At 48.3% G+C, this 11,633-nt stretch carries 12 protein-coding genes; 6 read left to right on the top strand and 6 right to left on the bottom strand.

The genetic code is table 11. From position 1 onward, the window contains the following. Window positions 1-1,461: carbamoyl-phosphate synthase large subunit (gene carB, locus ABGY95_RS03535; RefSeq protein WP_347440327.1), on the bottom strand; the 1,461-nt coding region annotated here is incomplete at its 3' end. Between the two features lie 160 nt (window positions 1,462-1,621). Next, the gene (locus ABGY95_RS03530) at window positions 1,622-2,674 is read right to left on the bottom strand and encodes a PIN domain-containing protein (protein WP_347440326.1); all 1,053 of its coding nucleotides are present in this window, start codon (window positions 2,672-2,674) and stop codon (window positions 1,622-1,624) included. A gap of 125 nt (window positions 2,675-2,799) precedes the next feature. Between ABGY95_RS03530 and ABGY95_RS03525 the strand changes: the two genes are divergently transcribed. The 4 genes from ABGY95_RS03525 (at window position 2,800) to ABGY95_RS03510 (ending at window position 5,588) form a co-directional block, all read left to right on the top strand. Then, window positions 2,800-3,273 (top strand): dihydrofolate reductase, encoded by a 474-nt coding sequence (locus ABGY95_RS03525; protein ID WP_347440325.1) that lies wholly within the window; start codon window positions 2,800-2,802, stop codon window positions 3,271-3,273. 247 nt (window positions 3,274-3,520) lie between these two features. Continuing rightward, on the top strand, window positions 3,521-4,000 hold the full coding sequence (locus ABGY95_RS03520) for a CDP-alcohol phosphatidyltransferase family protein (RefSeq protein WP_347440324.1): 480 nt from the start codon (window positions 3,521-3,523) through the stop codon (window positions 3,998-4,000). Beyond that, window positions 4,000-4,935, top strand: coding sequence for a phosphatidate cytidylyltransferase (locus ABGY95_RS03515; RefSeq protein ID WP_347440323.1), 936 nt, complete (start codon window positions 4,000-4,002; stop codon window positions 4,933-4,935). Before ABGY95_RS03520 ends, ABGY95_RS03515 begins: the two co-directional genes overlap by 1 nt. Window positions 4,936-4,940: 5 nt before the next feature. Further along, window positions 4,941-5,588, top strand: coding sequence for a lysophospholipid acyltransferase family protein (locus ABGY95_RS03510; protein WP_347440321.1), 648 nt, complete (start codon window positions 4,941-4,943; stop codon window positions 5,586-5,588). A gap of 62 nt (window positions 5,589-5,650) precedes the next feature. On the opposite strand, the gene ABGY95_RS03505 is transcribed toward ABGY95_RS03510, so the two are convergent. The 4 genes from ABGY95_RS03505 to ABGY95_RS03490 all read right to left on the bottom strand — a co-directional run bounded on the left by ABGY95_RS03505 (window position 5,651) and on the right by ABGY95_RS03490 (window position 9,481). Next, a complete protein-coding gene (locus ABGY95_RS03505; RefSeq protein WP_347440320.1) occupies window positions 5,651-6,865 on the bottom strand; it encodes a folylpolyglutamate synthase/dihydrofolate synthase family protein in 1,215 nt (404 codons plus the stop codon). Window positions 6,866-6,936: 71 nt separating this feature from the next. Beyond that, window positions 6,937-7,764 carry an acetyl-CoA carboxylase, carboxyltransferase subunit beta gene (gene accD, locus ABGY95_RS03500; RefSeq protein WP_347440319.1) on the bottom strand — a complete coding sequence of 276 codons (828 nt, stop codon included), beginning with the start codon at window positions 7,762-7,764 and terminating at the stop codon, window positions 6,937-6,939. Between the two features lie 47 nt (window positions 7,765-7,811). Next, entirely contained in the window at window positions 7,812-8,534 is a 723-nt protein-coding gene (locus tag ABGY95_RS03495; protein ID WP_347440317.1) for a ComF family protein, read from the bottom strand. Next, on the bottom strand, window positions 8,516-9,481 hold the full coding sequence (locus ABGY95_RS03490; RefSeq protein ID WP_347440316.1) for a CPBP family intramembrane glutamic endopeptidase: 966 nt from the start codon (window positions 9,479-9,481) through the stop codon (window positions 8,516-8,518). Before ABGY95_RS03490 ends, ABGY95_RS03495 begins: the two co-directional genes overlap by 19 nt. A 115-nt stretch (window positions 9,482-9,596) precedes the next feature. Between ABGY95_RS03490 and ABGY95_RS03485 the strand changes: the two genes are divergently transcribed. Together ABGY95_RS03485 and ABGY95_RS03480 are read left to right on the top strand one after the other, a co-directional pair. Next, on the top strand, window positions 9,597-10,484 hold the full coding sequence (locus tag ABGY95_RS03485) for a CDP-archaeol synthase (protein WP_347440315.1): 888 nt from the start codon (window positions 9,597-9,599) through the stop codon (window positions 10,482-10,484). 20 nt (window positions 10,485-10,504) lie between these two features. After that, window positions 10,505-11,633: 1-deoxy-D-xylulose-5-phosphate reductoisomerase (locus tag ABGY95_RS03480; protein ID WP_347440314.1), on the top strand; the 1,129-nt coding region annotated here is incomplete at its 3' end.

Genomic DNA, 11,633 nt, shown 5'->3' with positions numbered 1-11,633 from the left:
GTACTTGTTCTCGAGGAGGTTTTCAGTGGAGGCGATTTGAAGTCCTTCGTCGACAATCTGCTGGAGGTTCTCGAGGAACCAACGGTCGATCGCGGTAGCGTCGAAGATCTCTTCGACTGTCCAGCCATTTTCAAATGCTGTCTTGAGCCAGAAGATGCGCTCAGCGTTAGGGACGTGAAGTTTACGTTCGATGTCTTCGCGGCTTGGAGCTTGCGCGCCTTTGCCGTCGAACCCGAAGCCTGATCGGCCAGTCTCGAGCGAGCGAAGAGCCTTCTGCATGGACTCTTTGAAAGTACGGCCGATGGACATTGCCTCACCTACTGCTTTCATCTGAGTGGTAAGAATTGAATCAGCTGTTGGAAATTTCTCGAATGTGAAACGTGGCAGCTTGGTGACGCAATAGTCAATAGTAGGCTCAAAGGATGCTGGAGTCTCACGGGTGATGTCGTTCTTGAGCTCGTCAAGAGTGTAACCAACTGCAAGCTTGGCTGCGATCTTAGCGATCGGAAAACCTGTAGCTTTGGAGGCAAGAGCGGAGGAGCGAGAAACACGTGGGTTCATCTCGATCACGATGCAGCGACCATCCTTAGGGTTGACTGAGAACTGAATGTTAGAGCCGCCTGTCTCAACACCGATCTCACGGATACATGCGAAGGATGCGTCACGCATGATCTGGTACTCACGATCAGTGAGTGTCTGCGCAGGAGCTACAGTGATGGAGTCGCCAGTGTGGACACCCATAGGGTCGAAGTTCTCAATGGAGCAAATAACCACGCAGTTGTCAGCGCAGTCACGCATGACTTCCATTTCGTATTCTTTCCAGCCTAGGAGAGACTCTTCAATGAGGATTTCGGAAACGGGTGAGAGGTCGATGCCACGTGCACAGATCTCTTCAAATTCTTCGATGTTGTATGCGATGCCTCCACCAGTTCCACCGAGGGTGAATGCTGGGCGGATGATGAGTGGCATAGTGCCGATCTCTTTGCGGATCGCGTGGGACTCATCCATGGTGTGTGCGACACCCGAGTGCGGAAGGTCGAGGCCGATCTTAAGCATTGCTTCTTTGAAGCGGAGACGGTCTTCACCTTTGTCGATGGCATCAGCATTGGCGCCGATCATTTTCACGCCGTACTTTGTGAGTGTGCCAGCCTGGTCGAGGTCCATGGAGCAGTTGAGGGCTGTCTGGCCACCGAGAGTTGGGAGCAGGGCATCAGGCTTTTCCTTGATGATGATTTTCTCAACACACTCAGGAGTGATTGGCTCGATGTAGGTGCGGTGTGCAAACTCCGGATCGGTCATGATCGTAGCTGGATTGGAGTTTACCAAGATCACTTCATATCCTTCTTCTTTGAGGGCTTTACAGGCTTGCACGCCTGAGTAATCAAATTCGCATCCTTGGCCAATAATGATTGGTCCGGAGCCGATAACTAAAATCTTTTTAATCGAGGTGTCCTTTGGCATGAAAGTGAGTTGTAAATTGAGGTGTTTCTGCCTACTCTAATCACTTTTGTAAAGGATTGCTTGCTAGTTTTGTAAAAGAAAATCAAGCAGTTGTGTGTATAACTTGTGAGTAGCTGCGCAATTCTCTTTCACATAGAGGATTGTGGCTGCTTAAGAACACTTAAGTTTTATTGTCTATTTCCGCAAAGACCATCAAGCCGGCTGAGGTGTTGATGGTGGAAATGACGGTGACGTCGAGGGCTGAACCAATTTTAGTGGCGGCATTGTTTACTACGATCATGGTGCCATCTGGTAGATAGCCGACACCTTGGTGAGCCTCTTTACCTGTTCTAACGATAGCGAGATTCATGCGAACTCCTACTGCAACCTTAGGCTTGAGAGAGTCTGCTAGGTCGTTGATGTTGAGAACTGTGACATCTTGGAGGCGGGCGACCTTGCTGAGGTTGTCGTCTGTTGTGAGTAGCTTGGCATTGATGAGGAGAGCAATCTGCATCAAAATGGCATCGTGGGAGTCATCTGGCGAGGCGGGGGTTGCATCGTGAATGCTTACGCGAGTGCGCTGGGATGTACGTAGGTCATCTAGGCAATCAAGACCATGCTGGCCTCGTTGGCGTCGACCAGGCGAATTTGAGTTAGACATGATCTGTAGTTCCTCTAAAACAAAGCGCGGGATGATGAGATTGTTCTCGAGGAAACCAGAGTTTATCAACGCGGTTAAGCGTCCATCTGTGATGACGTCAGAATCAAGTAAGAGCGGTCGACCTTTCTGGGCTTCCTGTCTGAAGCGAACGTAAGGGATAATGAGGGCTAAATCTTCTTTGTTGCTACGAAGAGCGATGACTGTGCCGAGGAAACCTAGAGTGGCGTATGTGCAGACGTTGAAAGTTAGCGCAAAATCTTCAGGTCGCTTAATATGAGAGCTGAAAGTGACAGCCAAGAGCTCAGGTATACGGACAGTATTGAGCAGCCATGCGCAGAATAGACCAATGACTAGACCTAAGGTGGCTGTAGAAAATCCTCTTATTGAGAATTGTTTCATCAAGCTTTCGGCCATGATGAAGAAGGCTCCGACCAGAAGTCCCGCTATGATCCCGATCCACATTTTGTCTGGTCCGAGGCTCTGGAACGCCAGAGCGGTACCCGCAAGCTCGCAAACTAGTAGGTAAAGCATGCGAGTGATGTTGATGGCTGGATTGGATTTTTTTATACTCACAGGCTAAAATCGGTATACATGAGTCATATTTTCTGGCTTATCCAAATATTTGCAAGCCTAAGATCCTGTTAGTCTATATCATTGGGCTTGCACGTGTACGTAGCTCTAGTCAGTCTCACTCCAGAATGAATAATCAGCCGAAATTGATTGCGATGGTAGCGATGACTCCTGACCGAGTGATTGGTAAAGGAAATGATCTACCATGGCACCTGCCCGAGGACTTACAGCTTTTTAAACGCACAACGAGTGGACACCCAATTGTGATGGGGCGTAAGACCTATGATTCTATCGGTCGACCCTTGCCAAAGCGTCAAAATATAGTGATCACACGTGATCAATCATGGTCGGCTGAAGGTGTGGATGTGGTGCATATTCCTGAAGCTGTGAGGCAGTTAGAGCTGATGAATGAAGAAGTATTCATCATAGGTGGAGCTGAGATTTATTCGCTCTTTCTGCCGCACATTGACGAACTATTGGTATCCCATGTATTTCAAAACTACGAAGGAGATACCCGCTTCCCAGAGTTCGAGCACTTTTTTAGTGGCTACGAAGTAGTAGAGAAGTTCGACGATTTCGAACTTCGTCGCTACACGAAGTGAAGGAGTAAGGCTAGAATACCGACTAGTTATTTATTTCTGATGAGTTACGGCATTTTGTCTATTAGGAGTTGTTATGCAAGAGAGTGAATCTAGACGGCCGTTGAAAGTTAGGAGTGTCAAAATTGTCCAGAATTTTGCAACTTGGTTAAGTCGTAAAAATGTATCTCCCAATCAGATATCAGTAACTAGTATCTTTTTTGCGGGACTAGCGGCCGCCAGTCTATTCACGCTTCCGTATGCTCATGGAATGTATCAGTGGGTTTTGCCACTTGCAGCTGCCGTATATATTCAGTGTCGATTACTGTGTAATTTATTCGATGGGATGGTCGCGGTGGAAGGTGGGAAGTCAACAGCCTCAGGTGAAATGTATAATGATATTCCGGATCGCATTGCTGACCCACTTATATTGGTTGCTGTCGGCTATGCTACAGATGTCACAGCATGTAGTGTTGAGCTTGGATGGTGTGCAGGTTTGTTAGCTGTGGTGACTGCGTACATCCGAAATTTAGCTGTAGGAATGGGTGTCCCTCCAGACTTTAGAGGGCCAATGGCAAAGCAACATAGGATGGCATTGGTGACTGTCGCTTGTGTGGCTTCGGCAGCTGAACCCTTGTTAGGTAATCAGGGCTGGGTGTTCTTTGTGACGCTCTGTCTGATTATTGTGGGGTGTGTTATTACAGCGTGGCGGCGTATTCTAGGCGCGTACAATTATTTAGAGAAAAAGTAATGTTTTCAAATATCCCACAATACTCTCTCTATGCGATGTTATCCATCGTTGGAGTGTTAGTTTTAGCTACCTCTACCAGGCTGCTACTCAAGGCGAAGAATTCAAATAAAGATTACACCGAACTGGAGCAGCGAATCCGATCGTGGTGGTGGATGGTAGGATTACTCCTGCTTGTATTAGTTACCAGTAAGCTTGCCGCTATAGCATTCTTTGGTTTCTTGAGCTTCTTGGCTTTGAAGGAATTCCTGTCTCTGGTTCCAACTCGACAAACAGACAGACGCGTGATTTTTTGGGCATACTTATCAATACCTATTCAATATTATTTTGTTTCCATTGGTTGGTATGGGATGTTCATCATTTTTATCCCCGTGTACGTTTTTTTGTTCCTCCCCATGCGCATGTTGCTCATTGGCGAAACCAAGGGGTTCATCCGGTCGATAAGCGTTATACATTGGGCTGTTATGTTGACTGTTTTTTCTCTAAGCCACATAGCCTATTTGCTGGTTTTACCGGTATTAAATAAGGATGCTGGCGGGATTGGCCTAGTTTTATTCCTGTTGTTTATCACACAGTTTAACGATGTATGTCAGTACATTTGGGGGAAGTTGATTGGTAAGCGGAAAATCATACCAAAGGTGAGCTCTAACAAAACTTGGGAAGGTTTCCTAGGTGGCTTTGTGACTGTATTGATCTGTTCAGCTGTGATAGGCCCCTACTTGACTCCGTTGAGTCAAATGGAGGGTCTCATAGGCGGGGGTATTATTGCAGTCAGCGGATTTATTGGGGATGTGGTGATTTCATCTGTGAAGCGCGACTTACAGATCAAAGATACAGGGGGATTGATACCGGGCCATGGAGGTATATTAGACCGTATGGATAGCTTGATTTACACGGCACCTTTGTTCTTCCATTATATCTCTTATCTGTATTTTTAGATGTCATGAACCGCATGCTGAAGATCTTATTTTTTGGTTTAGTGGTAAGGCCAATTGTCCTCCTTGCATTAGGGCTCAACATCGGTAACCGGGTGAAGCTTCCTAGGGGTGGTCCTGCGGTAATTGCTGCTAATCATAATAGCCACCTAGATACCATGGTTTTGATGAGTCTGTACCCTCTGAAAATGGTGCACCTGATCCGCCCTGTCGCTGCTGAGGAATACTTTATGAAGAATAAAGCTCTCGCTTGGTTTTCTCTAAATGTGATTGGTGTTATTCCTTTATCTAGGATGTTTAGCAAAGACGTTGACCAGCTATTTGCTGGTTGCCGGTCCGCATTGGATGCTGGAGATATTCTCATTATTTTCCCAGAAGGGTCACGAGGGCAACCTGGGAAAATAACGAAACTTAAGCGAGGTTTGTGTTACCTACTTCAAGGTAGGAAAGACACGTTGGTCACTCCAGTGGTTATGCACGGGTTAGGGAAAGCTTTACCAAAAGGCGAGGCTTTGTTAGTCCCATTCAACTGTGATGTGATTATAGGGGACTCGATTGCGGTGAGTGATGACTCAAAGGGGTTTATGAATAATTTGTCAGAGGTCTTTGAAAATTTAGCCCAGCAGTGCCTTACAGGTAGTCACTATGAAAACTAGGAGAGAAGCGTTCAACTTCTGAAGCCCTTACCGGGTTCACGTTTTACATGCGTAGCTTCGAGCTACTGCGAGCTGCGCTGAAAGCCACCTTCACCCATAAGTGCTTTGGCTTCTCCGATGAGGAAGAGTGAGCCAGCGATGAGGATGGGGTTTGTGTGTTCTCTGAGTGAAGTGAGTGTGCTTTCTAAGTTCTTGTGGCTGGTGGGAGCTGTGTTTTTAGGAAGTGCTGCAGCTGCTGATTCGGTAGTGAGAGAGCGTGGTGAATCGAGAGGGGTGAGGTGAATGTCATCGCTGATCGAACAAAGAATCTCGAGCACCATTCCTACGTCTTTTTCTTCAACGGCTCCAAATATTAGAGTGGCTTTTTTGGTGCCAAATTTTTCTTTCCAAGTTTCTACCAGCGCGTGTGCCGCGTGGGGGTTGTGCGCACCGTCGATGATGATTTGAGGTTGCTCTGAAAGGGTTTCGAATCGACCTGGCCAAACGATGCTAGCAAGTGCGTACTTAACCGTGTCAAAATCGAGCTGTATTCCTAGAGCGGTGACGGCCTCGACGGCTAGTTTTGCATTTTCTGCTTGGTGCTTGCCAGCTAGGTTGATGTTATAGCCTAGTAGAGGGCCTTTTACCGTGATGAGTGGGGCGCGCTTTTCTTCAGCTTCCTCCGCAATGACGATGGCTGCTGAGCGCTCTTGCTGAGCGCTGATGACGGGCATTTTTTCGCAGATGATCCCAGCTTTCTCGCCAGCCACTTTTTCTAGCGTATCGCCGAGCCACTCCGAGTGGTCGAGCGCGATTGGAGTGATCACGCAGACGTCTGCGGGTACGGCTGTGGTGGCATCTAGTCGGCCGCCCATGCCGGTCTCTAAAATGATGAGCTCACATTCCATCTCTTTGAAGTGACGCATTGCGATGGCGAGTGTGAGTTCGAAAAATGTGGGGTGGTGTTCCCAGTCGGCTACGATTTCTTTGATCTCGAGGATGGTTTCGAGGACTTTCTGTTCTGGAATCATCTCACCATTCACACGCATACGTTCGCGGAAGTCGACTAGGTGGGGGGAGGTGAAAAGTCCGCATCGTAGGCCAGTAGCGCGGGCTAGGGAGTCGATGATCGCAGAGGTAGATCCTTTGCCGTTAGTTCCCGCTAAGTGAATAACTTTTGTGTTACGAGTCGGATTCGCTAGCAACTGACGTAGTAATTTCTTCGGTCCATCGAGCCCGAGCTTGATGCCAAAATGTTGGGTTGAATAAAGCCATTCGAGAGCTACTTGATAATTCATCTACTAGTGTCGTTAGGGGACAAAAAAACCTCTCTAATTAAATCAGAGAGGTCTTTGAAAAGAGTTTTAGATTACTGAGGCATCATGTAGCTGAGTAGTTGCCCCAGCTTTTTCTTCACATCGTGACGGCGAACGATGGAGTCTACGAGGCCGTGTTCGAGCATGAACTCTGCAGTCTGGAATCCTGGAGGCAGGTCTTGGTGGGTGGTTTCTTTCACCACACGTGGACCGGCGAATCCGATCATACATTTTGGTTCGGCCAGGTTGATGTCGCCGATCGTTGCGAAAGAAGCAGTCACTCCGCCAGTGGTAGGGTGAGTGAGAAGTGAGATGTATGGTAGGCCGTGCTCAGAGAGGCGAGCCAGAGCAGCACAGGTTTTAGCCATCTGCATCAGTGAGAGCATTCCTTCCTGCATGCGAGCTCCAGATGAGGAGGAAACGATGATCATACCGCGCTTCTCTTTGACTGCGGTTTCAATGGCGCGTGTGATTTTTTCACCGACCACTGAGCCCATAGAGCCAGCAAAGAATTTGAAGTCCATCACCGCAATCATTGCTGGGTTGCCGTCGACATTGAGTCGGCCAGTAACTACTGCGTCGTTTATGCCGGTCTTTTTACGAAGCATGTCGATTTTATCTTCATACTTGTGGAAACCGAGTGGGTTTTTCGAATAGAGGTCAGCATTAGTTTCTTCAAACGAACCAGCATCAGCGATGGAGGCAATTCGCTCAACCGAACCGAGCAGAAAGTGGTGGTCGCAGCTGGTACAGACTTGGTCATTTTGTTTGAGATCAAGGGTGTGGATCATGGCATCGCACTCTGGGCATTTGGTCCAGAGATCGTTAGGCATGTCTTTTCTCTTATTGTTGCGAAGTCTTGGTCGTTCGAATATACCCATGGCGTTAGTAAAGTAATTTGGCAGTGGATGCCATTTGTGTGGGCAGTCTAGCCACGTAAAGCGGTGAGTACAACAATGTTTTCGAGCTGAGGTGCGTGTTTCTTCAGAACCTCAGCGCAAGCAGTTGCTGTTGAGCCCGTGGTGAAGACGTCATCTACCAATATTGCCGATTTAAAATGAGGCTCCAACTTTCTGAACGTAAAGGCTCCCTCTAAGTTTTTAAGTCGATCATTTCTTCCCAACCTAGTCTGAGTCTCAGTGTTGCGTTTGCGACTGAGAGCTATTCTAGTTGGAATGTTAGTATGCAGCGCTAGCTGACGGGAGATCTCTGAAGCTTGGTTGAAGCCCCTGTGCCACTTCCTCCACCAGTGCAGAGGAACGGGGATGATTACTGGTAAGGGAAGTTCTGCAAAGCGTCTATCATTCAGCATTACATCCTTACAAAAAAGTGCGAATTCATTGGCTAGATAGAACTTCTTTAGGTATTTGAAGTCGACCACCAGCTGATGGTTGGCGCTGGTATTACGCAGAGCTGCTCGAGCAAAGAGGAAGTTGAACTCCAAATGCTGGCAATTGTGGCAAAGGAAGGGGGCGTCTATCTTGCCGTCGTAGCTCTCGCCACAGCGTTCACAAAATGGAGGTTCTACCCGAGAACTGGCCGAGATGCATTCTTTGCAGAGATAGCGACCATCTTCGGTGGGCACATCACAATGATGGCACGATGGGGGGTAGAGGTAGTCGAGTAGACTTGTTAGTCTTGGGATGTGCACGATTTCCTAGAACGTAGGTAGAAGGATAGGCTTAGGCCAGTGATGAGGAGAGTCAAAAGTGGAAGAACCCCATCCATCAGGCTGTTGTTGTAGAGTAGGCTGTGAGGCTCACCTACTGGATCAGTTAGCTTGTTGGTGAATTTGAGCGAGAAGACCCAGCCAGCGTGCAAACCTATGGCTAACCAAAGCTTACCGGTTTTGTAGCGAGTGAAGGCGAGGGTGGCGCCGACGACGAAGAGTGTTACGAAAACCCCAAAGAATGAACTTGCTGCAAGGAATTTTTGGCCAATTAGTCCGAGCATCTCGAAGCCTGCTAGAGCGTCTCGTGGGGAGGCTACGGCGATACCTTTTGGGGGACTTAGGAAGTGAACGGCGGCAAAGAATAAGGAGAGGCCTACGATTGTTTGTACAGCATTTAGCTTACGCATGAGAACATCGTAGAGCAGTCCGCGGAATAGCCACTCTTCCAGGAAAGCAACGATGATGGCAGGAATGATTGCTTTCTGAAATGCTTTCGCAAACTTGAATTCGTCGGATGTTTCTACCCATCCTATGGAATAGAGAAGTCCCACTAATAGGGTGAGGAAGCCGGCTGAAAAAAGGATGCCGATAGCCATGTCCCGCCAACCTTGTTCACCAGGTTTTATCCGTTGTTTGAGTGTTGATTTAGTCGGTTTTTCGCCTTTAGCCTGGAGGCTTTTGATGAGCGGATAGAGCCCTAGCAGGGCGCACGCCATCAAGCCCCTATTAAAGTAGCGTGAAAATTGAGCTCTGTCGCATTTGTTAGCTAACCACTCCACCGGAGCAGAGAGCTCACTCACGGCAGCCTCGGCTGCGAGGTCTTTTCCCCAAGCATAGAGGTGTGGGGCAACTATGGCAGCCCCAAGAAAGCTGACGACAATAAAAAGGAAGAGCTTAAAGAGTTCATGTTGAAATAGGCGAGCCACGAGATATTTATAAGGCGCTATTAGCCAATGTGAACTCTAAAGCTCATTTATTGGGGGAAATAGACAGGGAATCTGATTGCCAAGTGCTTGTTGGCTGGCTTGGATGCTTTGACGTATGAGTGATGAAAAATCAAAGGCTCAAGTATTTGCCGCTCGCCTATTTAGTACCGTGTTGTTGGTGGCGGTGGTAGGTGGTACTTTTGTGAGTAAAAACCAGTGGGCGTATCTTAGCTTGATTTGTTTCTTGGCAATCGCTGCTAGCGTTGAGCTTTATAGAATGATCAGCGCTAATGGGTTACCATGCCAAATTAAATGGGGACTAACACTCTCCATTGCTTACACTTTAACAGTATGTTTCTTACTGGCGGCCAGAGGCGCTGAAGCTCTAGGGGTGTTAGGAGCTGTTGACGGTACGGCATTAGCACTAGCTATACTCGCGAGTTTTATTTTCCAACTGCGCGACCCGATCGAAGGAAGCAAACCATTAGTTTCAGTTGCAACCACGGTGCTGAGTTTCCTCTATGTGCCTTTTCTTTTTAGCTTTATGGGGCGGATCTTGTTTGTGCCTGAGCTTGGTGGAGCTGTGCCGGGTGCATGGCTACTTATTTGGCTAGTTTGTGTTACCAAGATCACCGACATAGGTGCCTATTGCACTGGCTCGCTGATTGGTAAGCACAAGATGATCCCCCATATCAGCCCGGGTAAAACTTGGCAGGGATTTTTTGGTGCGATTGTTTGGGCTGTGGCTTTGGGCTCTGGCCTGTATGCTCTGCAGATGGACCAACTTTCCGTGTTAGGTGGTTGGGGCCATGTGATTGGCCTTAGTATTCTACTCTCCTTATGCACCGTAGTAGGTGACCTTGCTGAGTCCGTGATCAAACGGAGTTTAGAGGCGAAGGATAGTGGGAATACTCTGCCAGGGATTGGTGGAGCTTTGGACTTAATCGATAGTCTTTGTTTCACAGCACCAGTTCTCTATTTCTACCTCACCTGGGGGGCTTAAATCTTACTCATATTCAATTTATGAAGCGCAAAAAAGTAGTCTTGCTAGGCTCGACTGGATCGATAGGGACTAGCACACTTAAAGTGGCTGAGGAGATCCCCGAGCGGATGGAAATTGTAGGGCTTGCCGCCGCCAACAGTGTGGAGGCTCTAGCTGACCAAGCCCGCGAAACGGGTGTTAAGCATGTGGCTATTTACAATGCTGAAAAAGAATCAGCATTGCGTGCTTTGGTCGACGATGATGTGCAGGTTTACACTGGCTTAGATGGATTGGTGAAACTTGCCGAGTTAGAAGGGGCCGACATGGTGCTTGTCGCGATTGTGGGCACTGCTGGTCTGTATCCAGCACTGGCGGCGATCGAAGCTGGCAAAGAACTGGCTGTAGCAAGTAAAGAAATTCTAGTGATGGCTGGTGAGTTAGTGATGGCAGCTGCCGAACGCAAGGGTGTGAAGGTGCTCCCAGTCGATTCCGAGCACAATGCGATTTTCCAATGCCTAGAAGGGCACAAGGGTGGTGAGAAGGAAATTTCCAGACTCATCCTGACAGCGTCAGGTGGACCATTCCGAACTTGGCCAGAAGAGGACCTCAATGCAGTCCAACTAGAGCAAGCGCTCAAGCACCCCACTTGGGAAATGGGCCGCAAGATCACCATCGATTCAGCGACACTTTTCAATAAAGGCCTAGAGATGATCGAGGCGCGTTGGCTCTTCGGTGTAGAGATGGACAAGGTTGATGTCATCGTCCACCCACAAAGCATCGTCCACTCTATGGTTGAGTTTGCAGATAGCTCTGTCTTGGCTCAATTCAGCACGACGGATATGTGTTTCCCTATTCAATACGCGGTGACCTATCCTGATCGTGTGAGCAATGGGCTCAAACCGCTCAACTTTGCTGAGTTGGCAAAGTTAGAGTTCGAGGACGCCCGCCGCGATGTCTTCCCAGCAATCGATCTAGCAGTCCGAGCTGGAACTGAAGGAGGAACGCTGCCCGCAGTGTACAATGCGGCAAACGAGGTCGCCGTTGACGCCTTCATCAATAAGAAAATCGGTTTCACTGACATATGGAAGCTAGTAGCGCAGGTGATGGATGCGCATGCAGTGAAAACTGGTGATTCACTAGATGTACTGATCGCCGCGGATGCTGATGCGC

This window comes from Rubritalea sp., assembly GCF_039830215.1.
Taxonomy (GTDB): Bacteria; Verrucomicrobiota; Verrucomicrobiia; order Verrucomicrobiales; family Akkermansiaceae; genus Rubritalea.
Note: the sequence above shows the minus strand (reverse complement) of the source record. Positions and strands in the feature narration are given on the sequence as shown.

Bases quoted from the DNA above. Each gene is read 5' to 3' on its own strand.
- ABGY95_RS03485 (WP_347440315.1), top strand. From the start codon at position 9,597: ATGAGTGATGAAAAATCAAAGGCTCAAGTATTTGCCGCTCGCCTATTT.
- ABGY95_RS03525 (WP_347440325.1), top strand. From the start codon at position 2,800: ATGAATAATCAGCCGAAATTGATTGCGATGGTAGCGATGACTCCTGAC.
- ABGY95_RS03520 (WP_347440324.1), top strand. From the start codon at position 3,521: ATGTATCAGTGGGTTTTGCCACTTGCAGCTGCCGTATATATTCAGTGT.
- ABGY95_RS03510 (WP_347440321.1), top strand. From the start codon at position 4,941: ATGAACCGCATGCTGAAGATCTTATTTTTTGGTTTAGTGGTAAGGCCA.
- ABGY95_RS03515 (WP_347440323.1), top strand. From the start codon at position 4,000: ATGTTTTCAAATATCCCACAATACTCTCTCTATGCGATGTTATCCATC.
- ABGY95_RS03505 (WP_347440320.1), bottom strand. From the start codon at position 6,865: ATGAATTATCAAGTAGCTCTCGAATGGCTTTATTCAACCCAACATTTT.
- accD (WP_347440319.1), bottom strand. From the start codon at position 7,764: ATGGGTATATTCGAACGACCAAGACTTCGCAACAATAAGAGAAAAGAC.